A 24,892-nucleotide genomic window follows, 5' to 3' on the forward strand; every position below is an offset into this window, starting at 1 on the left:
GCGCTCTCTACGCGCGCGCCTCGTGGCCACTGCGGTGTTCTCCGCCGCGGCGCTCGCATTGATTGCCTCGGTGACCGCGGTCCTCGTTTCTGCCGACGGCACGGGTGCGGTCGTGTTGTGGACCGCAGTTGCGGCCTGCGTGGTGGTACTTGTCGTAGCCGCCGCCTGCGCGCAAGCCGCGTTCAAGTCGGCGAATGCCCGGCTGCTTGGCGACCAACAGCGCGTCACGCAGCAGACCGAGGATCGAACTGTCGAGCGGGTCGATCGCCGGAACGGAGAACTCCAAGAGGTCTACGGCCTCTTGGAGAAGATGCCAGGCGAGATTGCTGCGACGGTCGAGGGCTCGGTCGTCACCTCGTTGGGGCAGTTGCGCAAGGATCTCTATGCCACGAGGCCCGTTCACCTCTCCCAGACAGCTGGGGCGCCTGCGTCGGATGCGGTGGTTCAGCAGGTCCTGCAGTCGATCGTGAAGCACGCGTCCGAAGAGGCCGAGCGCCAGTGGAAGGACGTCGTCCTCAGCCTGACACGGCGTCTGCAGCCACTGATCCACAAGGCGATCGCGCACGTCGACGTCTTGGAGAACGGTGTAGAAGACGGCGAGCTCCTCAAGGGGCTCTACCGTATCGACAACGGCCTCGTGCGGACGAAGCGTCGCACCCAAAGCATTCTGATGCTGCTCGGCGCCACCATCCAGCGATCCTCCCGGCCTCAAGAGATCTACGAGGTCCTGCAGTCCGCAGTGAGCATGATCGAGCACTACAAAAGGGTCGACCTGCCCCTGCGTATCCACGGCGAGCTCGTCGGCGACGCTGCGCAGGAGGTCACCCTCATGTTTGCCGAACTCTTGGAGAACGCCACCCTCTTCTCGCCTCCGGAGGCGAACGTTCGCGTCACCGCCCGTGCCGTTCGCGGTGCCTTGTGGATCGAGATCAGTGACTCCGGGCTGAAGATCCCCGACGACGTGCTGGAGCACCTGCCGCGCCTCCTGAGCGCAGACCATCTGAAGGTCGCCGATCTCGTCCAGGGGGACGGCCGCACCGGCCTGAGCGTCGTCGCCATAGTCGCTCGCCGCTACAAGATCCGCGTGAAGCTGACGACCTCCGACATGGGCAACCGTGCGGTGGTCATGCTTCCCGGGCATTTGCTTGTCGCTCCCGCGCGGGAGTCCGATCCCGGTGCGGCAACCGCGACCGGCTCCATCGCCGCTGTGCCCGCGGTCGCCGCACTGCCCGGTCCTTTGGCCGAGAGGGAGAACCCGAAGCCCACCGGGCCGACCCGCTCGACGTACTCAGTGCCCGGCCAGAGTGCTCTGCCCCGGCGTACGAGCCCGCTCGCCCCGTCGTCACCGCCACCAGTGCAAGCCGCCGCGCTGCCGTCCGCCAACGGCGCACCGACGCAGGGTGCACAGGGCAAACCTCAACTGCCTCGCCGCGCCGACGGCGGGCAGCACATGGCTCCAGGACTTCGTCAACCCCGCACGATCCCCCGGCGCGAGAGCGGCGATGCCGACGGCTACGACCCCGGCCTGATGGCTGCCTTCCAACGAGGCCAAGACCACGCCGGCTCGAACGATCAGGGCCACACCTCCGCCGCCGCCTTCGACACCGCCTCCCTTCCCCACAAGGAGAACGACGAATGAGTGAGATGAACACGACCGGCAAGAATGCGGCCAGCGACCTCACGTGGCTGCTCGACGGCTTCAAGCAAAGGGTCTCCGGAGTCGCAACGGTGCTGGTCCTCAGCGCCGACGGGCTTCCCTCCCACAGCTGCACAGGGCTGGCGCGTGAATCCGCCGAGCACTTGGCCGCCGTCACATCGGGTGCCTACAGCCTCATGAGCAGTGTCGAGCAACACTTCGGGGGCAGCGGCTACGTCCGCCAGGTCGTCGCACAGCTCGGGAACCGAATGTTCTTCGCGACCGACGCGGCCCCAGGCTCCCTCCTGGCTGTCATCGCCGATCTCGAGGCGGACGCCGGCCAGATCGGACACGAGATGAAACTGCTGGCCAACCAGGTGCGGGACCATCTCACCAACAAGAGCCGTGCCGACAGCCCGGCTGAATGACCATGGTGTCCACCCACCCATTCGGAGACGACGAAGCCGACGACCCCACCCCCGCACGTCCGTATGTCGTGTCACGGGGACGCACCGAGGCGAAGCACATGCTGGATCTCATGGCCCGCGTCCGTGCCACCAAGCAGGCCGCGAACATGCCGGGGCTGACTCATCAACACCTGAAGGTGCTCGCGGCATGCCACGCGGAAGGTGACGCCGAGAGTGTTGTCGGCGACGTCGTCACCGCAGTCCCCTATCCCCTCCTTGTAGCCAGGATCCTGCTCTCCGATCTGATCGAGAGCGGGGCCGTGGTCCACCGACTGACTGTCGTCATCGGCGAGCCCCCCTCGCCGGAAATTCTGCAGAGGGTCCACCGTGCACTCACCAACTGGGACACATCCACCCCGACTTCAGGCAAGCCTGGACGAGCCTGTTGACCTGGATCTACTGAAGATCTTGATCGCGGGCGGGTTCGCCGTGGGCAAGACCACTATGGTCGGATCAGTGAGCGAGGTCCGCCCGCTGACCACCGAGGCGCCGATGACGATGGCGAGCGTCGGGATCGACGACCTCAGCAAGATCACCCCGGCCAAGACCACTACGACCGTGGCCCTCGACATGGGCCGGGTCACTTTCTGGAAGGAGAACCTCCGGCTGTACCTGTGGGGCACCCCTGGCCAGGATCGCTTCTGGTTCATGTGGGATGAACTCGCCAACGGCGCGGTGGGCGCAGCCGTGATCGTCGACACCAGCCGCCTGCAGGACTGCTTCCCTGCCGTGGACTACTTCTTCGACCGCCACCTGCCCTTTGTGGTGGCCGTCAATGAGTTCGACGGCTCCTACCGGTACTCGCCCGACGAGATCCGCGATGCACTGAACCTTGGGCCGGATATACCGATTGTCATCTTTGATGCCCGCGATGCGGATTCGGTCAAAGACGTACTGATCGCTGTTGTTGTCCATGCTGCCCGCGCTCAGTCCGTGCCCCTGTAGCCCTCCGACCCCTCTATCGAATGGAGCCAGCCATGGCTATCGACAACGGCGCTGATCCGGACGCGGCCCGGCGGGATGCTGCCTTGCGCGGTCTCGGCCTGCATGAGGCGGCCGACGCGGCGCTCGACGCGATCGCCGCCGAGGTCGCCAAGCAAGCCGCCGTCATCGCCCGGATCCCCTACCTTCCTTCCGCAATGGTCAACTGGCGTACAGCGGATGAGCAGTTCTTCGGCGGTCTTCACGTCGCGACAGGCGGCCTGGACGGGGCCACTGCCGATGACATCCCACGCCATATGGAACTGGAGGACGGCTGGTGCCCCAAGGTCGTCCGGCGCAAGCTGGCCTACCCACTGGACGACGTGCGCGACAGCTCCCGATGGGTCGGCAACCCTGTGGCCAACGCGCTCGGTATCCGCGCCTACCTCGGCGCGCCGGTCTTCGACCCAGAGGATCCCAGCCTCGTTCTCGGCAGCGTCTGTGTGGTGGACACCGTGGAACGGCCGTGGGGCCCCGAGGGCCTGACACTGATCAAGAACGTCGCTCTGGAAATTACGGCGTACGTCAGTCGCCGCTGAGCCGGGCCAGCATTCCTGGATGGCGAGGAGAGGCAAACCGCAGGGAGTACGACTCTCCCTTGGTCTGTCCGGCGGCTTGCTGTCCCAGCCGCAGCCGCTGGATTCCGGGAGTGCCGGCCGGCGGCCGCATCGCGTGCGCGTCCAGCAGGAGCTGGGCGATGGGTGACTCGCCCGGGAAAAGGGCGTAGGCGCCGATGATCTCCATGGCCAGTGTGGCGGAAGCCACCGCCTTCTCGGCGATCTCGTACTTGGCGGTCATCAGCTCGGTGTCGGCATCCTCGCCCCGGTCGAGGAGATGCGCAGCCAGATAGGCGAGCATGCGCGCGCTGGTGACGTTCGCCTGGATCGCGCCGACCTGGTCGTTGACCACGGGGTGTCTGATCAGTGGCTTGCCGTACAGATGCCGCTGTGTGGTGTGCTCGACGACGGCGTCCAGGACCGCCTCCAGGATGCCCAGGGCTACCGCGCCCAGGTTGAGGCGCCCGTACAGGACGCTGGATGACGAGGCGACCTCTTCGCCCTGGCCCACATCGCCGATCCGGTTGCGGTCGGGAACCCGGCAGTTGTCGAACCGCACCTCGCCGAAAGCGAAGCCCTCCAGGGCCACGGACTCCTGATGCTTCGGAAGCTGGAGGCCTTCGCGCTCGGCCTCCACGAGGAACGCGGTGAGGCAGTCGTCGCCCGTTCCCTCGCTGGTTCGCAGCACCACGCAGTGGATGTCGGCCACGTGGCTGGCGCCGATCCACGCCTTTCCGCCATTGATGATCCAGTCGTCGCCGTCCCTGCGGGCGGTGGCGGTGATGCCCTTGATGTGGGAGCCCGAGTCCCGTCCGGTGACGGTGATCGTCGGCAGGATCTCCCCCCGGGCGATGCGCGGCAGCCACGTCCGTTTCAGGTGTTCCGGGCCGAGGTTGAGCAGTCCCGCCAGGCCCAGCTGGCAGGCCTGCAGTTCCGCGGCCAGACCGGGGCTGACCCGTGCAATCTCATGTGTGACGATCAGCTTCGCGACGTGCCCCTCTCCCCGGCCGCCGTACTCCTTGGGAATGGTGAGCCCCACCCATCCCCTGCGTGCCATGCGGCGTACGAGGGTGGAATCGAGCCGTGCGTCGATGCCCTCCAGTGGAAGGCGGGGACGTATCTCCTCTGCGATGAAGGAGCGCACCTGGGCCCTGAGCTGCTCGTGGCGTCGGCGCGTCAGGTAGCCGTCCATCCGAGAGCCTCCTTGTGGTGTCCGCCGGTCGAGGACCGGGCGCGCCAATGGATAGTCCGTCGGGCAGTCGAAGCGGAGCGGGCCGACCGCCTGACGAGCGTGAGGGGGGTGGGGAAGCTTCCGTTGTCCCAGGGCGTGCGGCCGCAGGGTGAGAACTCGCGCCGACTGGGGCGTTCTCGTGACCGGGAGGTGGGGACGGAAAGGTTGGTCTGCTCGACGGAATCAGGACACGGAACCGCTGGCCGCACCGATGGCGGACAGCCGTGTGCGCATCCGCCGGTAGGTGTCGTCGACGAGGTCCAGGTCCTCGTCGGTGAACGGCTCGTCGATGAGGGTGTAGTTCGTCTCGAGCTGGTCACTGGTACTGAAGCCGGCGAGGACGATGGCCTGGTCGTACTGGGCGAGACAGAACCTCAGCGCCAGGCGTGCGAGTCCCGCCGGGTCGTTCCCGAAGCGCCGGCGCAGCGGCTCAAGGCCGTCGTGTACCGCGGCCAGTTGCTCCGTGCCGAAGCGCTGAACTGAGTGCGTGTCCACCGGACTGGCGCTGTACTTGCCGGTGAGCAGGCCGCGGGCGAGAGGCTCGCAAACCAGAACCGGAATCTGCTTCCGCTTGGCGTACTCGAAGAGGTTCTCGCCCGCGATGGACGGCTCGGCGCTCAGCCCGTTGTACCGCGCGGCCAGGACGTCGGGTTCCATGGCCTCCAGAACGCGGACCAGGCGGGCGCCGGCCGCTGGGCCGCTCGCGCCCGGCCCGCACGGCATCGACAGCCCGACGGCGCGGATGAGCCGCCGGGTACGCAGATCGTGCAGGGTGATGGCCGCGTCGTTGAGGAAGCAGTCACCCGGCCCGAAGCTGTCGGCGTCGAGGAGGACCACGTCCAGGTAGCCGGTCTGCAGATCTTCCAGCGTCTGCTCCAGCTGGTGGCGCAGATGGGGCGGGGCGTAGGCGTGCACGGCCGTGCCGCGATGTGCCACCCGTGTCGTGATGCAGACCTGGTCGCGGTCGTGCGCCAGGGCCTGTCCCAGCAGCCGTTGGCTGTGTCCGAGACCGTAGATGTCGGCCGTGTCGAAGACAGTGGCGCCCCGTTTCACTGCCAGCTTGAGGCCGTCACGAGCGTCGTCGTCCTGCAGCTCGCTGCGCTGGGCGGATGACCCGGTCCCGGTGCCCTGGCCGCCGATGGGCCGGCAGCCGACCCCCAGGGGGTGCACGGTCATGCCCGCCAGGGAGCGGGGGGACAACGTCACGGTGTGCTCGCTTTCATGGGGCGGACCGTTCGGGCGGCCAGGTCTGCCAACTAGGTTTCTTCAGCTCCTAGTTGGCGGAGGCCGGTACACCCAACAGTGCCCGTTCACCTGCAATGGCGCAGCACTCCGCCCGTCCCACTTCGGTCCCATATTCACGGTCACCCAGAAATCCCTTAAGTGTGCTATCGCGCCAAAATATGCCGGATTACTCCGCTGTTCTCGAGTGGTCAAGCGCGAGCATCCGGGACCGATGTGGGACTTCGGTCAGATCGGCTGATGACGTTTCCAGCCACCACGGATCCCATAACGTCGCAAAAGGGTTCATCTTGCTTGGGCGGGACCGGCGAAATGGGACAGAAGTGAGACCCCTGGAACTGTGGAATCACGCGTGACAAGACGCAAGAGTTGGCCTTCCCCGCCGCTGCAGGGCCCATTCGGCCGGCCGCGGTCGTGAGCGAGACCTTCCCATGCCGTACGTCGGACTCGGCGTGCTCCCCATGTACCAGAGGATCTGTGCGCCCGTATGCCCGACACCGACGTTGAGCCGGCCGTTAGCCGTTCCCATGCCCTGCGCTGGCGGGCCGAACCTTCAGCGGCCCTCGTCACGGCCGGCGACGTCACTCAGCGCCAACTCGGCTGTCCGGACAGGGTTCCTGGCGTCCACGGGATGCGGGAGACCATCTCTCGCTCTGCACGGGCGGCGAGTACTCGGCGTCACGAGGTGGTGCCGTCAAACCTCCGGTGTGCCTGCCGAGTCCGTCGGTGCTCTGTCATCGACGCGTCTCCAACTCCGCATACGGGCTTGATCTCCTGCCCTCGGTCCGCAACCTTGCCCTCGGAAACGGAATCTCCTACCGTGCCCGTCCCCTCCTCCTCCCTGTCCCAGGAACTGCCCGCCGGACTCCTCCCGGCTCTTCCCCCCGCTCCGGGCGGCCCCGCCGCCTGGGTACGCAGGCGGGTCCGAGTACTTCGGCGCTCGACGTACTCGGACACCTGGCTGCAGGATCTCCTGTCCCGCGAGGGACCGGAGTTCGAAGCCGTCCGCCTGCTGGGGGGCGCCTGGCGCAGCCCCGTCGCGACTGCGGTACGACTCGGCCAGCACGTCGACCTGGTCGAGGTACCCGAGGCCGTTGCCTCCCCGGCGTGGCACCACCTCCGGCGGGGCGACGTGCCGTGCGGGGCCGTGTTCGCCGCCGGTGACCGGTGGAGCTTCGTCGTCCAGACACGGCTCGGCCGCCTTACGTGGCCGGCCGAGGCCAGGTACCTGACCAACTGCTGCGCGTCGATTCCGGCCCGCGGCGCCCGGGACGAGACGCACGCGCTGTGGTGGATCAGCCGTCCGGTGTCCGGGCTGTTCACGCATCCGTACGCGCTGGCTGCCGCGTTGACCACGTTCGCCGGCTCCCCTTCAAGCTCACCGCCGCACGTCACCGAGCCGACGGAACAGGCTCGTTCACGCACGGCCAGCCTTCTGCCCGCTCCCTTGTGTTCGCCCAGCGTGTGAAAGGCAGATGACTGGTGCTCTCCTCTACCGGCTCGATGCCCGAGGTACCCGCCGAGGCACTCGTAAAGGTGTCCGGCGAACACACGCTGCGCGGCCGCTACCAGGTGCAGGGCAGCAAGAACGCGACGCTGCACCTGCTCGCCGCCGCGCTCCTTGCCGATGCCCCCGTCACCGTCCGCGGTGCCCCGGACATCGTCGATCTCGTCGTCTACGAGCTGCTGCTGCAACACGCCGGCTGGCACGTCGAGAGGGATCGGGCCCGCTCCACCTTCTCCTTCGAACCACGCGGCGGGCTCCGCTACGAAGTCCACCTTGGGCTGGGCGGCCTGGTCCGCACGACGCCCGTCCTGGCTGCTGCCCTGCTGGCACGCACCGGCCGCGTCACCTGGCCCCGTCACGTCGGCGGGGACGCCTTCTGTCCGCGTCCCGTCGACCGCCACGAGGCCGTGATGCGCGCGGCCGGAGCCGTACTCGAGACCAGCGGCGACATCATCACCGCCACCTGCCCGTCCGGGCCCCGGGCCTTCCGGGTCGACGTCGCCACACGGTACGGCGCCAGCAGGGGCGCCACCGTCTCGGCACTGCTGCTCGCTGCACGCGCACGGGGAGCCTCCCTGATCGTCAACCCGAGCGATGAGCCCGAGGTCCTTACGACGGTGGCCTTCCTCGCCGATCGAGGGGTCCTCGTCAACCGGGATGCGGAAGGACTCCACGTCAGCGGCAGCGACTGGATCGCCGGCGGTGAGGTCGACGTTCCTGGCGACCGCGACGAAGCCGCAACAGTGATCTGCGCAGCGGCGGCGACCGGCGGCGAAGTGCGTCTTGAGGGCATCGGGCTCGACGAGCTGACCGCGGGCCTGGCCGACGTCCTGCGCAGGACGGGCATCTCACTCAGCGCCGCAGGCACTCACGGCGTCGAGGCAAAAGCCGACGGACATCTGCTCGGAATTGAAGCGGTCACGGGCGAGGGCCTCCTGCCGAGCAATGCGGGTCCGCCCCTCGCGGCCCTGCTGACGCAGGCCAACGGGGACTCGGCCATCACCGAAGGCGTCTATCCGCACCGCAACACCCACGTCACCCCCTTGAACCTGTTCGGCGCCCACCTCTCCTGCGCCGGCCCGGTCGTCCGCGTACGAGGCGGCACCCGACTCCACGCAGCCGACGCGTCGGCCCACGACATCCGCACAGCTGCCGCAGTCGTCATCGCGGCCCTCGCCGCACCGGGCACGTCCCTTCTCCAAGTGGGCCACCCGGTGTGGCGCGGCTACCAACACCTCACCAACGGCCTTCAAGCCCTCGGCGCCGACCTCACCGTCGAACACCAGGAGGACTGAACCGCCCCTCAGTTGGGCCGCTGAAAACAGCAGTGGCCACCGCCCTGCGCCCCTCCCCCGGTGACCGTTCTTCGCAGCCGTGCCGTGCGCAGACCGACCGCATCGCCGAATGATCGCCTCAGCAGAGAAAGGAACCCCTCGTGGCCGGCTTCTTAGCCCGTAGCCGCAATGACCCGCGAGCAGACGCCGCTTTCCGTCTCGCCGCCACCTGGAGCACAGGCCAGACAGTTGACGGGATGAACGCGCTGGCCCATGCCGTCAACGTCGCCAACACACTCGGGCGATACATCCCGGACGCCCCGCCACAGGTGGTCGCCGCATGCCTGCTGCACGCGATTCCCCAGTGGCCCATGGCCGACGAGGCAGTACACGAGCTCGTCGACGCCGAGTGCGGGGCCGAAGCACGGTGGCTGCTCGAGGCGCTGCGCGCCGAGGAAGAAGTCCTGGCACGGCCCTCCGAGGACGCTGTCCAAAGGCAGTTGCGGCGACTGCGGAACATTCCCTGGCTCGCCCACGCGTCACTCACCTCCAAGGTCGTCACGCTCCAGTACGCCGTCGCACATGCCGCCCACCGACGGTGGGATGCCGCGTCGGCCTGGACACCATCCGCGTCACGTGGCGACCAACTGCCCTATCTGCGCCAGCTGCACACGTTCGCCACAGGGGTCGTGCCCCCCGTCATGATCAACGCCTTCGCCGGGCTCCTGGATCAGAGCCTTTCCAAAACCGTCCGCGCCTCGTCAAGCCGATAGGGACAAGAGCCCGTGTACGTGATGCGCCGCGTGACCACCGCGGACCAGAAGTCCATCGCCGCCATGATCGCGGAGAGAGAATTGTGGCTGTTCGAGCGAGGAAAGCTCAGCTACGGCCGCGGTACCGCCGTCCTCGGTCTCATCGGCCAGCCGGTGGAGACCTCCACGGTCATCGGCCTGTTCGAAGAGGACGGCCAGGTCCTCGGATGCAGCGTACTGCTCTCCTACGCTCCCTCAGCCCCTGGATGGACGGCCGCCGAACTTCGGGAGCGGACCTGGCTCGTGACGATGTCCCACACTCACCCGGCCTTCAGTCACGACCGGATCGGGTGGCTGATGACGATGTGGGTCGGCGACTACGCCGCCCGCCAGCCCGACCCGCCGGAGTGGCTCCGGTGCCGGGTTCCTACCGCGCTGGTGGCCCACTACCGCGACCAGTTGGGCTGGCAACCGGTCCGTACCAGTCTTGACCGGGATCTCGGCCAGATCTCCCTGATGCAGCGCCGCCCGGAATCGAGCCACGGCGCGCCGGCCCTCATCACCAGCCTGATGCCCGTGGAGGTGCCGTGACCGTCGTGGGACGCCTGCTGACGCTGCTTCCGGCGCTCCCCTCCGTGATGGCGGCCGTCGCGTACGAGCAGGCCCGCCTCAACCAGTCGTTCACCGGCTTCCGCACCGACCAAGAAGCCATGGTGTCCGGCCCTTTGGCGCCGGGCCCGGCCGCAGAACGTGAATCGAGGGATGCGGCATGACCTCCGCTCTCGAACTCCTCCGCCCTTCAACGGTGGCTCGCGCCCAGGTTCCCAGGAGCACGGACGTCGCACTGCGCGCGCTGCGGGAGTCCTTCCGCCGCGCGGCCGAGGAGGACGTCACCGGGCCCGTGGTGACGGCGCTGTACGTGCTGGTCCGGCCGGACCAGGATCCTGCCGCGCGGCTGGCCCTGGCCCGGGCCGCGGCCGGCCGCGCCGGCTACGCCGTGGCCGAGGTCCTCGTCGAGGAGACCGGGACGGATGACCCCGTACTGCGTCCCCGCCTGGCGTACGCGCTCACCGCGATGCGGCAGCGGGCGCTGCACGGCCTGGTCGCCGTCTCCCGTGCCGACGTCTCGCCCTACGACGGCCCCTACGAATCAGTGCTGCGGAGTCTTCGCAGCGCCGGCGGTTTCCTGCACCTGGACCGTGACGAGACCCGCTTGTGATCACCGGAGTTTCCATGAATTCCCGTACCTCGCCGCCCGCCGTACGCAAAGCGGGCCCGGCGCGGCTCCTGCGCCGGACGCAGCTCACGGCATCCCGCGGCGCCGTGTCCTGCCGTCAAGTCGTTGCGGCGTACGCGGACTTCTCCAAAAGCGCGATCCGTGAGTGGACCGGCCGACCATACGGAGTGGTCCGCAGCTTCCTCTCCTCCGCCGGAGGGACGCCCAGGACGCGGGGAGGCGTCCGGTGTCCGGCTGCTGCGACGGCGGGTACGGCATGAGCGGGAACCAGATCGGCGGCCAGGCCCGCCTGACGGGGCTGACGGGGCAGGCAGGCCGCATCTTCGGAGGCGTCCACCACCACATGGCGACCGTGCCCTTGCCGATTCCCCGGCAGCTCCCGCCGTGCGCGCGGCACTTCACGGCTCGGGAAGCGGCCCGGCGCGCCCTGGACGACGCGCGGAAGGGTGGTGCTCGTCTCCATGTCATCAGCGGTATCGGCGGAGTCGGCAAGAGCGCGCTGGCCGTTCGCTGGCTCGCCGACGGCGCCTACGACGACGGCCAGTTGTACGTCGACTTGTCCGGCCCGGAGCAGCCCCTGTGCCCGGAAGCGGTCCTTCGGCGATGGCTGCGCGCCGTCGGCATCAAGCGGTCCCCCGCCCATCTCGGGGAGCTGACCGGCTTGTGGCGCTCGGTCACGGCCACCCGGTCGGTCGCGGTTCTCATCGACGGTGCGACCGATGCCGAGCCGGTCCGCCCGCTTCTCCCGGCCGGAGACGGCAGTTCGACCGTGGTCACCAGTCGGCGCGCCCTGCGGGAACTGGCCGTCGACGGCGCCGTTTCCCATCCACTGCGGCCCCTCACCCAGCAGGCGGCCATCCAGCTCCTCGTCTCCCTCGCGGGGCAGGACCGGATCGAGGCCGCACCCCGCGATTGCGCCCGCCTGGCCGACCGGTGCTTTCGCCTTCCGCTCCCGCTGCTCCTGGTCGGCGCTCGCCTGGCCTCGCGCCCCCATCACTCCGTCGCCGCCATCGCCGATGCCCTGGCCCACAGGGACCTTCCCGACGACACCTACCGTGAGGACCCCGCCCGCATGATCACCAACACGGCACTCGACGGCGCCTACCAGGAACTGGAGGAGGAGGCGCAGCGCGTCTACCGCTGGCTGGGCCTGCTCCCGACCGGCGACGCCGACCCGGACCTGACCTCGGCGGTCTGCGAGCTGCCGTTGGCGCAGGCGGAGTGGGAGCTGGAGGTCCTCGCCGAGGAGCAGCTCCTGGAGCCGCTGCCCGAGCGCGGCGGCCGTGTCCGGTACCGGTTGATCCCCGTCGCCCGCGATCACGCCCGGCGACTGGCGCTGCAGCACGACCCGGAAGAGGATCGCGCCGGCAGACTGCGTCGGCTCTGCGAGTGGATGCTGGCGATCTCCACACAGGCCCAGGTCCGTCTCACCCCGGCTCAGGCGACCCTCTGGCAGACGACGATGCCCGAGCTGCCGCCCGTTCGGGCCCCCTTCCACGACGACGGCGCAGCTCTGGCCTGGCTGGAGTCGTACGAGGGAAGTCTTCTGGAGGTGCTGCGCGCGGCGGAGGCCGCTGGCTGGGACGACCTGGTGTGGCCGCTGGTCGACACCTTCTGGCCGTTGTTTCTTCGCCGGCACCCCTACGAGCTGTGGGCGGCCGCCCACGAGATCGGCCTCGCCGCCGCGCACCGTGCCGGCAATGCGGCGGCGGCGCGGCAGATGCTCCTCTCCGGGGCGATCGGCCTGAACGCGGCGGGACGGGCGAAGGACGCCATCCGCTGGTACGGCGATGCTTGTGACGCGGCCCGCGACGCAGGCGATCTCCGGGACGAAGGCCAAGCACTGCTCGGCCTGGGTGCGTGCCACCACAACGCCGGCCTCCCGGAGCAGGCCCGTCCGTTCCTGACCCGGGCGATCGCCCTGTGGCGTTCCTGCGGCTACCCGCGCGGGGTCGCCCTGGCGAACATCGTGCTGGGCGAGATCGACCTCGCCGACGCCCCCGGCCACGCGGTGGACGTGTTCGCCGAGGCGCGCGCCGACCTGCTGGAGGTCGACGATCCGTACGACGCTGCCCGCGCGCTCACCCTCCAGGGCCACGCCCGTGTCCTCACCGGCGACGCTGAGACCGGCATCCGTGAGATGTCGGCGGGCCTTGGCGCGCTCGCCGACGCCGGCAGCACCCGATGGCAAGCCCGCGCGCTGGAATGGCTCGGTGACGCGCACCGCGACAAGGGCGATTCCGCCCGGGCGCGCCAGTACTACCAGCAGGCCGAGCAACTGTATGAGGTGATGCGCCCTGCCGACGCCGAGCGGATCCGAACTCTGGCGGCCGGCCTGTGACCGCGTCGCGGCCCGCGTCCGGTGAGAGCGCCCTTCCGTCCCCTGACACGAACCGAACGCCGACGAATTGAGCATCACGTGCTCATCGGCTCCGTCGAATCCAAAGTTCGCCCAACTGATGATGCCTCGCCTACCGCCACGGCGTGCCCCTCTGGGCAATCACTAGCCCACCGGTCGCAGCTACAGAACGATCCAACGTTTCGGGGAAAACCGGTCAGCCGTGAGCCTCCGCAGGGGCGACATCCACGCTCCTCCCCGCGGTCTCCACAGCCGACGCCCAGCAGCAGGACCATCTGACACGGCTTGCCCTCGATGCCCTACGCCCTCGCGACAGCGCGCTATCGCCCCGAACTTCAACAGTGACCGAGAGGACCCATCTGTGTCGACCCTGACACGTCCGCGCACATGTGGTGCGCGCATCCCCACCACCGAGACCCTCAAGAACCGGGCCTACGCCGAACGGCGCGGCGTCCCCGGGATGGTCCGTTCCTCCATTGTGTGCGAGCTCGCCGAACACGAGCTGGGCAGCCACTGGGGCATTGCTCGGGAGTTCGCCACTGTGCAGGGCGGAGCGGTGTGGGTCACCTGGGCCGAGGACGACGTGCCGTCCTGCCTCGCCAAGGAGCTCTGCTCCAGGACCAGTTCGTCGAAACAGGATGCATGCGCCCTGTTCTCTGAGCACCCCGGGGTCTGTTCCTTCGACTTCGAGATCACTCTGGCGGAAGATCCGTTCCGGGCGGGGTGCATCGACGCCGCCCTGAGGGTCCTGGCCGCCTGCGAACGGCACGACCAGCAAGCAGTGCACGCGGCTGCCCATGACGCGACGCTGCTGACCTGGGACGAGCTTCGCGCCGGCATCTGGACGTTCCTGCCGGACAGTGACCAGGCCGCCGTATACCGCCTCCTGAGCCGCACAGACTCGGTACGGACAATGAAACCGTCTGCCGTAGTGAGCCATGCGGGCGATGTCACCGAGGTGACCCGCCTGTGGTCGTCGACTTCACCCTGCCGTCTCGCGGGTGGAGAGGCGGCCGAATCTCACCTGACGAACCTCAACAGGCTCCCCACGGAGTGGCAAGTGGTGGTGCTGGGCGGCCAGCGCCCTGCGGACAGTGCCGCTCCGCGCACACCTATCGCCGAGGCGCTCCAGGCGGCCTCTCTCCACGCCGAGGCTGATCACGCGCCGCCACCAGCCGGGCGGAACTGGGAGGTCACATGGGACCGCCAGCGAGACCGTGAGATCGGGGCCCGCGTGGTTGAGCGGCTCTCACGCCTGCCGTATGGATGGCGAGTAGATGCGATGCGCCGCATGACGACCGGTATGGACGCACTCTCCGCCGTGACCGAAGCGGTCATCGCGATCAACATCATCCGGGCCTACGGCCTCCACTTCGCCTGGAACGCCCGGCACCAGCCCCGACGCGTACTCGCCTGAGAGTCGGCGCAACCACGGTATGCCCGCCCTTCCCTCGCCGGACGCGTTCCAGTGGCCACCCTGACGCCGATCCGTGCGATCCGGGTCGTTGGAGGCCCCAGCAGGTCCCTGTCGTCCTCGGCCCCACGGTCTGGAATCTCATTCGCAGCGAAAGTCAAGAACTCCCATGAATTCCTCACTCCCCATCACATCAACCGCTCCATGGTTATTCAGCCCATCAACTCATAACCATTCAGGCGCTATATGCGAATTGTTAGGTGCAATGCCCAACGTGTCCGAAGGGGTACCACCCCTGGGAAAGAAGCAGGCGAATCTGCTCACCGCCATCCTGCGGGGGGTGCCTGTCCTGGGACCTGGCAAGGAACCCCGTCCGCTGACCGACACGGACGTCCGCGAGGTGCTGGGCACCCTCCCGCCGTGTGCCGACGCGCAGGAAGCCGGCGAGGTCAACCGGCTGCGTCCGCGCGTACTCAACGCGGTCATCGGGGCCGAGGCCAGACGCTCGGGTTACCTCCAGGGGCTGCCGGACCACGGAGTCGTCCCCCTGCTGCGGACCGTCGGCGAGGCCGTCCGCTCCCCGCTGGTGCTGCGGATCGTGTACGGCGCCAGCACCACCGTTCCGCTCCGGGCGCTCAGCTATGTCCTTCCCGCCGTGCGCATGGCGTCCCGGCTGACCGAGGCGGGCAGCCGCGCGCCTCACCTCCAGATCGTGCTGGCCGGTTCCCTCGGCTGCTGGGTCAACGGTCTGTCCGGGCCGGCCGTGGACGCGGAGACCGACCTGCTCGCCCGCAGTCTCGGCCGGCTCCTGTCGCACCTGACGCCGGGCCGTTACGGGGTGTACGGCACGCTTCCGTCGGCCGATGTCGTGGCCGCGCTGGGCGACCTGGTGCGGACGCTGCCCCCCGCCCGGCGCGCGGCTGTCGTCGAACGCCTCGCCGGCAAGGGCGGCGCCACCGCCGACGAACAGACCCTGCTGTACGCGGCGGCCCATGTACTGGTGCACGACCGCGCCACCGTCCCGCTCACCCTGCTCCAGGGCAGTCCCGTCCCGGACAACCCGAGCGTGATCGACATCGGCAGCCTTCAGGAGCGTCACTTCCACGACGTACGACGCCTGTTCACAGCCGGGGCCGCCGATCCGGGGGCGCTGGTGCTGTCCCGGCACTCGGTTCCGCCGTACACCATGGCCAGGGACGGGGACATCGGACTGCGCGAGTTCCTGGACGGCACGCAAGTGCCGGGCAGGCCCGTGGCCCCCGCCGTCCGCCACGATCTGCGGCTGCTGTGGACAGCCCTGCCGCAGGACGAACTGCGCCGCGTCGTCGACGTACCCGCCTACGATTCAGCCCCTTGCCCCGAGCCTGTGGCTGGGCACTCCCTCCGGATGGCGGTAGCACCGTGACCGGGACGAAGGTGTATGGCGGCGCACGAGAATCCCTCCTGGATGCGGCCTACACGGCACTCGCCCGCCATCCGTGGTCCGCCGTGCGCATGGTGGACGTGGCCGCCATGGCCGGGGTGTCACGGCAGACGCTGTACAACGAGTTCAGCAACAAGTGGGGGCTCGCACAGGCCCTGGTCCGCCGGGCGGCCGACGTCTATCTCGCGGGCGTCGACCGCGCGCTGGCCTCCCACAGCGACGCGGGCGAGCGACTGGCCGCGACCGCCGAATGGACGGTGTCGTCGGCGCGGGGCAACGTACTGGTTCGCGCCATGCTCACCGGTTGTTGGAGCGAGCGGCTGCCCTCACCGACCTTCTCAGCGGTGCCCTCGTCCTCCGCGATGCGCCACGCCGACGGCGCGCTGCCCTCCCCCGTCGACTTCGTGGCCCTGGTCCGCGACCGTGCGGTGGCCGTCCTCTCCGCCCCCGGCACGCCCACGTGCGACAGAGCGGAGCTGGCAGGCGCCTGCGAACTCGTCGTCCGGCTCACCCTGTCCTGCGTCGCGGCGCCCCCGGGCGACGGCGAGGTCACGGACCTGATTCGCAACGCCCTACACCGCCAGCCGAGTCAGTGGGTCGGCCACGCCCCCCGCGACCGCGGCGAACCTGATGCCACGTGCGAGTGCTACCGGCGGGCCACGGACCCGTACGCATCGATCCATCCGGCCGGCGCCGGGCGGGTGCAGGCCTTGGCAGGTGACCTGTGACCGCACACTTCCCAACAACAGGTGACGGGCCCCGCGCCCCACGGCCCACCTCTCGGGCGCGGGTCCATGTGCTGCTCGCTGACGCGCTGCAGTACCCGGACGTCAGTCGGCACCCTGACTGGGGTCTGCCGGTGTACTACGGCCGGCGGCTGCCGACGGCGCTCGCCCGCTACGCCGCGGTGCCCCACTCGCTGGAACGTCTCGTCGAGGACCTCCTCAACGAGGCCCCTGTCCCAGTGGCCGCCGCCGGTGGCCGGCGCCCTGGGCTGAGGCCCCACCAGATACCGCGCGTGAAGGCGATCCAGGACGCCCGGGCTGCCAAGGCCCCGGGGTTCCTCCTCGTGTCCCCGACCGGGTCAGGCAAGACGGCGATGGTGCTCACCGCGCTGAACCGTCTCTCCTTGGACCTGGTCCTGGTGATCACCACCTTGTCGATGGTTCCGGTATGGCAGCTGGCCATCGACTACTTCTGCGAGGCCGACCCCCGTCGCCGCTGGGTGGTGACCAACCCCGAGAAACTCGTGCGGCTGTTCAACCATCCGCAGGTGCGCCTGCACGGCCTCCCCTCGGACCAGGCGGCCCGGTTCGCCGCGCAGTGGGGGAAATCGCGGCTGCCCTGGGACGCGGTGGTCCTCGATGAATCGCAGATGGCCGCGGATCCACAGTCGATCCGGTCGCGTCTGCTGCACCGCCTCACCCACCCCCCGGCCGGAGAGAAACCGTTCTTCATCCCGGCGAGCGCCACCCCGTTCTCCAAACTCGCGGAAACCGCGTACGCGGCGGACTTGATCGCCCACGCCGCGGGGAGTTCCCCACCCCAGAACCTTGTCGGCGCCGAGTACCTTGAGTGGCTGCGCGGTCTGCGCCTCACCCCGGGCAAGGGCAGGGCCGTTGCCGATCCCACGGAGAAGGTCAAGGCGCTGCTGTACCGCGGCGGTGTTGGCGCGAGCGCATCCCAGGAGGAACTGGGGCTGCCACCTCAGCACCGTGAGATCCACAGGATCCGTCTCACTGCGGAGGATCACGCCCTCTACGAGGCGACGTGGGAGGAATTCCGCCGCCGCCACGGCCTGGAGGTGAGTGAAGGCTTCGATGCGGAGACCGACCACCAGGCGAGCGCGCTCAGGCGGATCCAGAAAGCGTCCCTGCTCAAAGCCCCCTACGTCGCGCGTCATGTCGCCGAGCTCGTCGGGCGCGGCTGCCAAGTCATCGTCCCCGCATGGTTCCTGGAGAACGTGGAACTTCTGACCAAGACCATCGCCGACGAGCTCTACTCTCGCGGACTTCCCGACAAGGTGGTGGCGATCACCGGGGAGGCGCCGGGCCTGCGCGAGTTGAAGCGCACGGCGTTCCAGGACGGCCGCGCGCTGGTGTGCGTCACGAACGTGGTCCAGGGCATGAACCTCCAGGCGTCCGAGGCCAATGTCGCCGGAACCGGACAGACGGCCACCGAGACGCCCAGGATCACCGTGTTCGCGGACATCCTGACCGGCGGACGGAAGTTTCTCCAGGGCGAGGGACGGGGCCAGCGGGACGGTCGGGAGGCGCCTGCCCACTATCTCCTTGCCGACGGGACTACCGAGACACACTGGTTGGCCAATGCGCTGAGGGCCGTGGCCGGCACTCAGGAACTGACCCATGCTCTGGACGACGCCGCCGCTCTGCACGCCCTGGCCGACCAACTGGACGACGAGGCGACCGCGACGTGAGCACACTCCAATCCGCCGGTTTCAGCCTGGCGACCCAGCCGTGGATCGACATCGTCGACGAAGCGGGGCGACCCGACATGATGGGCCTCCGGCAGGTGCTCGAGCAGGCGGACCGGCTGTACCTGGCGGCTGCGGATCCGCTGGTCTGGTCGGCGACCGTCCGGCTGCTGACGGTGATCGCCTATCACGCCAGGTGCGGACCGAGGGACCACGACGCCTACGTACGTCAGGTGCGTAACGGCATCGACCTGGAGCCGGCGCGGCGATGGGTGCGCGAGCACGAGGAGGATCTGGATCTCTTCCATCCGCGCTGGCCGCTGTTCCAGGACATGACTCTGCAACACCTGGCCGATAGGCCCCAGGCGCGGCTGCCGGTGTTGTATCTGGATCCTGCCGCGGCGATCAGCCGACCGCTTCTGGTCGACCACCGGCCGCTGCACGCCTCGGTCCCGGTCAGCGCGCGCCGTGCCGCACACCTGCTGCTGGTCCAGCAGATGTGGGCCACGGGAGGAAAGATCCGCTCGAAGCAGGCCGTCTACGGCACAGGGGCGGCGTTGGGTCGTGCTGCCGCCGCGACGGGCAGCGTGGTGTGGCAGCCCGCGGGAACGGTCGCCGAGCAACTGACCTGGCGCCTCATGGCAGTTCCTGGCGTTCTGGGGCGCGCGTCCTTCACGCACACGCCGAGCGCGGGTACCGAGGAGTTCCCGGTGGGCAGTGAGCTGGATGGGCTGTCCTGGCAGCCGCGCCGGATGCTGCTGCTGCCCGAGGCCGACGGCACCGTCCGCGAAGTGCTGCTAACCCAGGGGTGGCGCATGAAGCACCCCGAACTGAAGGCGAGTTCGGTTGCGACGCTCCCCGGCAACCGTGACCTGGTCGATGTCAAGGAGGGCCAGAAGTTCAGCAGCCAACAGCTCACCAGCGACCAGGACCAGGCACCCCTGTTGGAACGCTGGTGGGGTGCCCCCGAGGGCAGTTGGGCCCACGCCGTGCGCCAAGCCGCCGCCCGGGCCGGGCGGACGCCGGACGTCGTCGCGGTCGGCCTGGCCGTCCGGGACCACTCGGTGATCGTCCACCAACGGCGGATCACGCTGCCGGCGGATCTGCTGGCCGACACCCGCAGCGCGGCCGCGGCCCACACGGTCATGCACTTCCGGCGCCAGGCGCGGACCGTCGCCCCCGATCGCCTCGCGGGCCGGTCCGTCGGCACGGTCCTGCCCCCCGGATTCGGGTCCGGCCTTCTGGACGACCCGCAGTTCCTCGACGCCGAGCCCGACGAGCAGGCTGCGCTGCTGTTCGCGGCGGCCTGCTCCGCCACCGGGGTACACGGCCGGCGCCGGACGCTTCTGGCCGGCGCCGTCTCCCACCTGATAGTCGACGGCTCCGAGGCGGCGCCGGAGGAGCCCCCGCCGACCGAGCATGCGACGGCGTCGTCCAGTCAGATGCAGCTGTTCTCTCTCGAACCCGACGTCCCGGGCAGCCCGGTTGGCGAAGGTGCCCGCGCCGCCATGGACACCCACGACGACAGTTTCCTGTTCGTCACCGCCGCCAGCACGACTGCGGCACCCCCGACCCGGTCGAGGCGCCGCGGCGATCATCCCCGGGTCAGCGACGGAGAGACGGGGGAACTCGCCTTCACGCTGACGCGGCAGCTAGGACGTTGGGACGCACACCCTCGCACCCGGTATGTCCTGGTCCAACTGGCCACCTGGGTCGTCCGTCCCTCGCCGGACACACAGGCCTACCGGCTGGTGACACGCCTGATGCCCGACCATCTCCAGCACGCCGCTCTCCTCACCGCCGGCCTCTTCGCGATGCACCGGCGCACGAACAGCCGTGCTCAACGCTACGGCGGCGCGCCTCTTGCACGGCTGATGCGAGCCTTCGGCTCCGACGGATCCCCTCTGCGCGGCCCCGCCGACCTGCCCACCCGGGCCGCAGCCCTCAACCTCCTGCGCGTGCCCGACGCACACGCCCTGCGCGTCCCGCTGGCCAGGATCATCCGCAAGGCCGCCCAACAGGATCTGACACCCCACTGGGGCCAGCTCTTCACCGATCTCGCCGAGTGGGGGCCCGACATACGCCAGAAGTGGGCCGACCAGTTCTACACCGCCCGGCCCGCGAGCAGCCTCCCCGCCACCATGCCCGCCAACCTCCCCCAGGATTCCGCTGCCTCATGACCGTTACAGCAACCGACCTGTCCCTGCCCGAGTCCGCCTACACGCCGATCGATCTCACTGCCCTGCCCGGGCCGTTCGTGGTCGTGCACTCCCTGACCACGTTGGTCGACGTGTGCCTCAACCGCGACATGATGGGCCTGCCGAAGTCCACGATGCTCGGCGGCGTCGAGCGCATGCGCGTGTCCGCGCAGTCCCTCACCCGTGCCGCGCGCGGCTTCACTCGCGACCACAGCCAGACCGGCGTACACGGCTTCAACACCCGCCAACTTCCCGGCAAGACGGCCGAGTACCTGCGTGAGCGCGGCATCGACGGCGCCGACGCGCTCCCCGCGGCCGCTCTGATCGTCACCGCCGCCGGCCCCTCGATCGACCTCACGCACCCCGACCGGACCCTGACGTCCCTCTACGTCCCCTCCTCCGCTCCTGCGGCACTGGCAGAACTGCTTCTGGACCACTGGGACGACCTGGAGGACCCGCGCCTGGCCATGGAGAAGGCCATCACCACAGCTGCTGCGGCGGTCGCCGAGCCCGGGCGGAATCGCGGGCGCACCGCCGGCAAAGCCACGTCCAAGGGGCAGGCGGACACCGTTCCTGTCGAGATCAAGGCCACAGCACAGCAGACCCTCGCCCCCGGACTCGCCACCGACATCGCCCTCTTCGGACGCATGCTCCCTGAACTGCCCGGAGTCCATGGCAACGTGCGCTCCGCCGCGATGATGGCCCACGCCTTCACGGTCGACGCCAAGGAACTCCTCACCGACGACTTCGTCACCAGCGACGAGTGGGGCAGCGGCGGCGTCTTCAGCAATCTGGGCGAGCAGTACCTCAACTCCGGCACTCTGTACCGATACGCGGCCCTCGACCGCAGGCAGCTGCGCGCCAATCTCGCCGCCGGCGCCGACACCGGCACCGTGGAGCGCATCGCGCAGCGGACCGAGCGGGACTGGACCACGGCGGTCGCCTATGCCCTGCCGGAGGCGAGGAGGACCCGAACCGGCTCGTGGGCCCCGCCGACCCTCGTCGTCGCGGCGACCACGCGCGCACCGTACACGGCCGCCGGCGCCTTCGAGACGCCCATCGCCCCTCCCGCCGGCATCGCCGCCGCCACGAGGCTGACCGATTTCCTCAGCCGGATCGGTCTGCACGCAGGGATCGGCCGATGGCTGCCCCCCGCCGGCGAATCCGCCCCCCGGCTCCCGCAGGGCATCACGTGGGAGGACCGCCGGCCGTGATCACCGTGCTGTTGCGTATGTCCGGTCCGCTCCAGTCCTACGGGACCACCTCGCGCTGGGAAGAGCGGGCGACCTTGGCCCGGCCGACCAAGAGCGCGGTCCTCGGCCTGCTCGCCAACGCCCTCGGCCCCGGCTACGGCCCGTCCCGGTTCGCCAACCTCGTCTTCGCCGTGCGGTGCGACCGGCCAGGGCACCTGGAGGCGGACGTCCAGACTGCCGGCGGCGGACGCTTCGGTCGGCCGACCGCGCAGGCCGCTGCGGCAGGCGTCCTGCCCACCGACTCCTGGTACGGCGCTCCCCGCTACTCGAGCACCGTGCCCCTCGCGCCGAGCCCCGCGTCGTGGAAGCCCGCCGACCGGGGCACCGTGATGACGATCAAGCAGTACGTCGTCGATGGGAGTTTCCTGGTCGGTCTCAGCGGGTGTACGCCCCAGCAGACCGAGCTCATCTCGACGGCGCTCACCCAGCCGTACGGACTGCTCTACCTGGGACGCCGCTCCTGCCCGCCGTCACGGCCGATCCTCTACGGCACGACCGCGGACGGAGCCGACGCCTGGCCCCAGCGCGTTCCCCTCGTCCCGGAGGCCACCACCACAACTCCCCAGGTCTGGAGCCAAGGACCACCCGGGCCGGGCATGCACGCCATCCCCGAACAGCCCGCCATCACCACGGACGGCCCGGACTACCGCCTCTTGCACGTCCACTCCTACCTCGTCACCCCTCCGACCACGCCTGCTGAGAGCACCCTGTGACCGCCGACCTCCTTACACCGACCGTGCCGGGCCTACGCACCTGGCGCACTGCCCTGACCCTGGCACCTGCCGAGAGCGACCGCTCCCGTGACGCTCACCACCTGTACCGGCTTGTCCTGAGCGGCTTCGGGGGCGACGCGTCCGAGGGTGCGGGGTCCACCGGTCGGCCGGCTCACGTCCTGTTCGCACCCGCTCGTGAAGAACCTCCAGCCGCGGCCGGGAACGAACGGCCCGACGCCGGGCGCCCCGTGAAGGTCTTGGTGCAGTCCCCTCAACAGCCGAACTGGCAGCCCCTCCTGGACGACGGCCGCCTCAGCGACGCGTACGCGTTCACCAGGGAGTACACCTACCGTGCAGGACAGTCACTCCAGTTGCGCGTCATCGCCAATCCGAGCCGCAAACTCCGCTCCCCGACACGGCGAGTGAGTCTCACGGACCCCGCCCAGGTCAGAGCCTGGCTGCACCGGCGGCTCCTGGAACACGGCCTGTCCACGGATGTCGGCGACATCGCTGTTGGGCCGCCCCGCTGGATCGTCGGCGCCAAGGGGTCCGGCGACCGCTTCCAGCTGGTGACCAGGACTCTCCAGACCGGTGCGACCGTTCTTGACGCCGCCCAGGTTCACGATCTTCTCCGCGACGGGCTCGGACAAGGCAAATCCTACGGATGCGGACTCGTGCTAACCCACGCCAACAGGCCCGCAGAACAGTAAGATGACGGTGCACCGCGCGAGACGCCCTGGAGCGTCCTGTTCGCGGTTGCCTCTCCACCTCTCTCCACTTCTCACGTGGAGCTGGCACCACCGATGCACCGAACATAGGGGACCTTTACATCCCTCTCCACCCCTCCGTGGAGCTCCCCCCGGACACAAGTGCGGCAACCTCCGGTTCGGTAGCGAGGCGTACGACACTCCATCGGCAATCCGCGCCCAGCGGACCAGCTTGAGAGCGTTCCTGCCCCGATGCGCACGGTGCGGTCCTCGACCGTGCCCAACGGGGGCGGTCCCGGTGAAGGCACACGCCTCGCTTCGTCCTGGAGATGTCCTCGCGGACAAACGGATCGATGTGTGCGAAGGCCTTCTGGCGCACGCCGAACACCCTCCTTCCCCGGGACAGAACGATGGCCCGGGGGACGGGGGTCACAAGTAGCCGACCAGACCGATCCCTTCTGGACAGGACCATCAGTGACCCAGACCCGCTTCACCGTGCTTGACGAAACCCAACGCCATCCGGACCTGGCCGAGCAGATCGACCGGATACTCCACCGGGTTGCGCCGACGGTGAAGGAGATATCCGACCTCCCCCTCCCTGAGGAGGTCCGCTTCCGCCTGCTCACTCCCAAGGCGTGGCGGGACGAGGCCCGCAAGAGCCACCACCGCACCCTGGCCCGCGACATCGCCGATCTGGAGCTGACCTCTCAGGAGATCGACGCCGTCCGGGCCGGGCTGAGGATCATGGGATTCGTCCCCGTCCTGGTCTGGCCCGTGGTGCTCGGCAGCACCCTGGCAGCTGCCGACGGCCGCCGCGAGACGATCATCGCTCCCCGCGCCCTCCACCATGGCGGGCTGCTGGTCGACGAACCGGCCCTTCACCAGATGGTCGCCCATGAACTCGTCCACCAGGTGCAGGCCGATGGGCGAAGCGGTGCGGTGTGGACCACCTTCTTCCCACAGAAGCGGGGGATCACCGGACGCGGCGCCTCGGCCGTCCTTGAGGGACATGCCGACTGGGCCGACCATCAAGTCACCACCCGCCTGTTCGGTGCCCCTGCCGACCACCGGCAATCGCCGAAGTCCTGGCGCTACCGCACCCACGACGCACTCCCCGGCATCCGGCGCCTCGGGCCCAGCCGCGCAGCGTACGAGCAGGGCTCCCGCCTCATCACGCGTGCCGTGGCCGCAGGGGGCACCGACCTGGTCAACCAGGTCTGGAAGGACGCGGTCTTCCTGCCCACCGAGGAAGAGATCGCCGATCCCGACGCCTGGGTCCGCCGCATCGAGCGGGGGTATCTCGGTGCCTGACCTCCCCCTCCGTCTCACCGAGTTCGACGGTTCAAACTGCATGGACCGCATCACCGACGTCGTACTGGACCTGCTGTTCGAACTGACCCAGCAGACCGCGCGGTTCGCCGTCACTCCCGACGGTGACAGCCCACAGCACACCGGCAGACCGGACCCCGCGAGCATCCAAAGACCCCTGCCTCGGAGCCCGAGCCCC

Annotated in this window: 23 protein-coding genes; 21 read left to right on the forward strand and 2 right to left on the reverse strand. The window is 69.3% G+C overall.

The window, feature by feature from the left end:
• Positions 1 to 22: 22 nt before the first annotated feature.
• The 5 genes from OG241_RS08760 to OG241_RS08780 all read left to right on the forward strand — a co-directional run bounded on the left by OG241_RS08760 (position 23) and on the right by OG241_RS08780 (position 3,623).
• Positions 23 to 1,639: a sensor histidine kinase gene (locus tag OG241_RS08760; RefSeq protein WP_405814667.1), complete on the forward strand. Its 1,617-nt coding sequence runs from the start codon at positions 23 to 25 to the stop codon at positions 1,637 to 1,639.
• Positions 1,636 to 2,064: a roadblock/LC7 domain-containing protein gene (locus OG241_RS08765; protein ID WP_405814668.1), complete on the forward strand. Its 429-nt coding sequence runs from the start codon at positions 1,636 to 1,638 to the stop codon at positions 2,062 to 2,064. The genes OG241_RS08760 and OG241_RS08765 overlap by 4 nt, the downstream gene beginning before the upstream one ends.
• Before the next feature lie 98 nt (positions 2,065 to 2,162).
• Positions 2,163 to 2,492: a DUF742 domain-containing protein gene (locus OG241_RS08770; protein ID WP_405814669.1), complete on the forward strand. Its 330-nt coding sequence runs from the start codon at positions 2,163 to 2,165 to the stop codon at positions 2,490 to 2,492.
• 19 nt (positions 2,493 to 2,511) lie between these two features.
• Positions 2,512 to 3,048, forward strand: a complete 537-nt coding sequence (locus OG241_RS08775) for a GTP-binding protein (protein ID WP_405814671.1) — start codon at positions 2,512 to 2,514, stop codon at positions 3,046 to 3,048.
• 32 nt (positions 3,049 to 3,080) lie between these two features.
• A complete protein-coding gene (locus tag OG241_RS08780; RefSeq protein ID WP_405814672.1) occupies positions 3,081 to 3,623 on the forward strand; it encodes a GAF domain-containing protein in 543 nt (180 codons plus the stop codon).
• Here the strand turns inward: OG241_RS08780 and OG241_RS08785 are convergent.
• Positions 3,610 to 4,833 (reverse strand): acyl-CoA dehydrogenase family protein, encoded by a 1,224-nt coding sequence (locus tag OG241_RS08785; protein WP_405814674.1) that lies wholly within the window; start codon positions 4,831 to 4,833, stop codon positions 3,610 to 3,612. The two genes, OG241_RS08780 and OG241_RS08785, sit on opposite strands and share 14 nt — an antisense overlap.
• 222 nt (positions 4,834 to 5,055) lie before the next feature.
• Positions 5,056 to 6,048 (reverse strand): aldo/keto reductase, encoded by a 993-nt coding sequence (locus OG241_RS08790; protein WP_405814675.1) that lies wholly within the window; start codon positions 6,046 to 6,048, stop codon positions 5,056 to 5,058.
• A gap of 886 nt (positions 6,049 to 6,934) precedes the next feature.
• Between OG241_RS08790 and OG241_RS08795 the strand changes: the two genes are divergently transcribed.
• The 16 genes from OG241_RS08795 to OG241_RS08870 all read left to right on the forward strand — a co-directional run bounded on the left by OG241_RS08795 (position 6,935) and on the right by OG241_RS08870 (position 24,696).
• A complete protein-coding gene (locus OG241_RS08795) occupies positions 6,935 to 7,582 on the forward strand; it encodes a hypothetical protein (protein WP_405814676.1) in 648 nt (215 codons plus the stop codon).
• A 35-nt stretch (positions 7,583 to 7,617) separates the two neighbouring features.
• Entirely contained in the window at positions 7,618 to 8,916 is a 1,299-nt protein-coding gene (locus OG241_RS08800) for a hypothetical protein (protein WP_405814677.1), read from the forward strand.
• Positions 8,917 to 9,152: 236 nt separating this feature from the next.
• Positions 9,153 to 9,668, forward strand: coding sequence for a hypothetical protein (locus OG241_RS08805; protein ID WP_405814678.1), 516 nt, complete (start codon positions 9,153 to 9,155; stop codon positions 9,666 to 9,668).
• Positions 9,669 to 9,698: 30 nt separating this feature from the next.
• Complete coding sequence (locus tag OG241_RS08810; protein WP_405814680.1) at positions 9,699 to 10,238, forward strand: hypothetical protein; 540 nt, start codon at positions 9,699 to 9,701, stop codon at positions 10,236 to 10,238.
• A complete protein-coding gene (locus OG241_RS08815) occupies positions 10,235 to 10,420 on the forward strand; it encodes a hypothetical protein (protein WP_405814681.1) in 186 nt (61 codons plus the stop codon). The genes OG241_RS08810 and OG241_RS08815 overlap by 4 nt, the downstream gene beginning before the upstream one ends.
• Positions 10,417 to 10,866 (forward strand): hypothetical protein, encoded by a 450-nt coding sequence (locus tag OG241_RS08820; RefSeq protein WP_405814682.1) that lies wholly within the window; start codon positions 10,417 to 10,419, stop codon positions 10,864 to 10,866. Before OG241_RS08815 ends, OG241_RS08820 begins: the two co-directional genes overlap by 4 nt.
• 274 nt (positions 10,867 to 11,140) lie before the next feature.
• Complete coding sequence (locus OG241_RS08825; protein WP_405814683.1) at positions 11,141 to 13,225, forward strand: hypothetical protein; 2,085 nt, start codon at positions 11,141 to 11,143, stop codon at positions 13,223 to 13,225.
• A gap of 379 nt (positions 13,226 to 13,604) precedes the next feature.
• A complete protein-coding gene (locus OG241_RS08830; protein ID WP_405814684.1) occupies positions 13,605 to 14,660 on the forward strand; it encodes a hypothetical protein in 1,056 nt (351 codons plus the stop codon).
• Positions 14,661 to 14,922: 262 nt separating this feature from the next.
• On the forward strand, positions 14,923 to 16,062 hold the full coding sequence (locus OG241_RS08835) for a hypothetical protein (protein ID WP_405814685.1): 1,140 nt from the start codon (positions 14,923 to 14,925) through the stop codon (positions 16,060 to 16,062).
• A gap of 11 nt (positions 16,063 to 16,073) precedes the next feature.
• Complete coding sequence (locus OG241_RS08840) at positions 16,074 to 16,808, forward strand: TetR/AcrR family transcriptional regulator (protein ID WP_405826098.1); 735 nt, start codon at positions 16,074 to 16,076, stop codon at positions 16,806 to 16,808.
• Positions 16,805 to 18,517 (forward strand): DEAD/DEAH box helicase family protein, encoded by a 1,713-nt coding sequence (locus OG241_RS08845; RefSeq protein WP_405814686.1) that lies wholly within the window; start codon positions 16,805 to 16,807, stop codon positions 18,515 to 18,517. Before OG241_RS08840 ends, OG241_RS08845 begins: the two co-directional genes overlap by 4 nt.
• Positions 18,514 to 20,694 (forward strand): type I-E CRISPR-associated protein Cse1/CasA, encoded by a 2,181-nt coding sequence (locus tag OG241_RS08850; protein ID WP_405814687.1) that lies wholly within the window; start codon positions 18,514 to 18,516, stop codon positions 20,692 to 20,694. The genes OG241_RS08845 and OG241_RS08850 overlap by 4 nt, the downstream gene beginning before the upstream one ends.
• Positions 20,691 to 21,926, forward strand: coding sequence for a type I-E CRISPR-associated protein Cas7/Cse4/CasC (locus OG241_RS08855; protein ID WP_405814688.1), 1,236 nt, complete (start codon positions 20,691 to 20,693; stop codon positions 21,924 to 21,926). The genes OG241_RS08850 and OG241_RS08855 overlap by 4 nt, the downstream gene beginning before the upstream one ends.
• Positions 21,923 to 22,678 (forward strand): CRISPR-associated protein Cas5, encoded by a 756-nt coding sequence (cas5, locus tag OG241_RS08860; RefSeq protein WP_405814690.1) that lies wholly within the window; start codon positions 21,923 to 21,925, stop codon positions 22,676 to 22,678. Before OG241_RS08855 ends, cas5 begins: the two co-directional genes overlap by 4 nt.
• Positions 22,679 to 22,701: 23 nt before the next feature.
• Positions 22,702 to 23,388 carry a type I-E CRISPR-associated protein Cas6/Cse3/CasE gene (locus OG241_RS08865; RefSeq protein WP_405826100.1) on the forward strand — a complete coding sequence of 229 codons (687 nt, stop codon included), beginning with the start codon at positions 22,702 to 22,704 and terminating at the stop codon, positions 23,386 to 23,388.
• Between the two features lie 471 nt (positions 23,389 to 23,859).
• Positions 23,860 to 24,696, forward strand: a complete 837-nt coding sequence (locus OG241_RS08870; RefSeq protein WP_405814691.1) for a zinc-dependent metalloprotease — start codon at positions 23,860 to 23,862, stop codon at positions 24,694 to 24,696.
• Positions 24,697 to 24,892 lie beyond the last annotated feature (196 nt).

Source organism: Streptomyces sp. NBC_01390, from assembly GCF_045040105.1.
Classification (GTDB): Bacteria; Actinomycetota; Actinomycetes; order Streptomycetales; family Streptomycetaceae; genus Streptomyces.

Coding starts and splice junctions, on each gene's coding strand:
- OG241_RS08825 (WP_405814683.1), top strand. CDS start 11,141: ATGAGCGGGAACCAGATCGGCGGCCAGGCCCGCCTGACGGGGCTGACG.
- OG241_RS08835 (WP_405814685.1), top strand. CDS start 14,923: ATGCCCAACGTGTCCGAAGGGGTACCACCCCTGGGAAAGAAGCAGGCG.
- OG241_RS08805 (WP_405814678.1), top strand. CDS start 9,153: ATGAACGCGCTGGCCCATGCCGTCAACGTCGCCAACACACTCGGGCGA.
- OG241_RS08765 (WP_405814668.1), top strand. CDS start 1,636: ATGAGTGAGATGAACACGACCGGCAAGAATGCGGCCAGCGACCTCACG.
- OG241_RS08770 (WP_405814669.1), top strand. CDS start 2,163: ATGCTGGATCTCATGGCCCGCGTCCGTGCCACCAAGCAGGCCGCGAAC.
- OG241_RS08785 (WP_405814674.1), bottom strand. CDS start 4,833: ATGGACGGCTACCTGACGCGCCGACGCCACGAGCAGCTCAGGGCCCAG.
- OG241_RS08820 (WP_405814682.1), top strand. CDS start 10,417: ATGACCTCCGCTCTCGAACTCCTCCGCCCTTCAACGGTGGCTCGCGCC.
- OG241_RS08790 (WP_405814675.1), bottom strand. CDS start 6,048: ATGACCGTGCACCCCCTGGGGGTCGGCTGCCGGCCCATCGGCGGCCAG.
- OG241_RS08855 (WP_405814688.1), top strand. CDS start 20,691: ATGACCGTTACAGCAACCGACCTGTCCCTGCCCGAGTCCGCCTACACG.
- OG241_RS08800 (WP_405814677.1), top strand. CDS start 7,618: ATGCCCGAGGTACCCGCCGAGGCACTCGTAAAGGTGTCCGGCGAACAC.
- OG241_RS08780 (WP_405814672.1), top strand. CDS start 3,081: ATGGCTATCGACAACGGCGCTGATCCGGACGCGGCCCGGCGGGATGCT.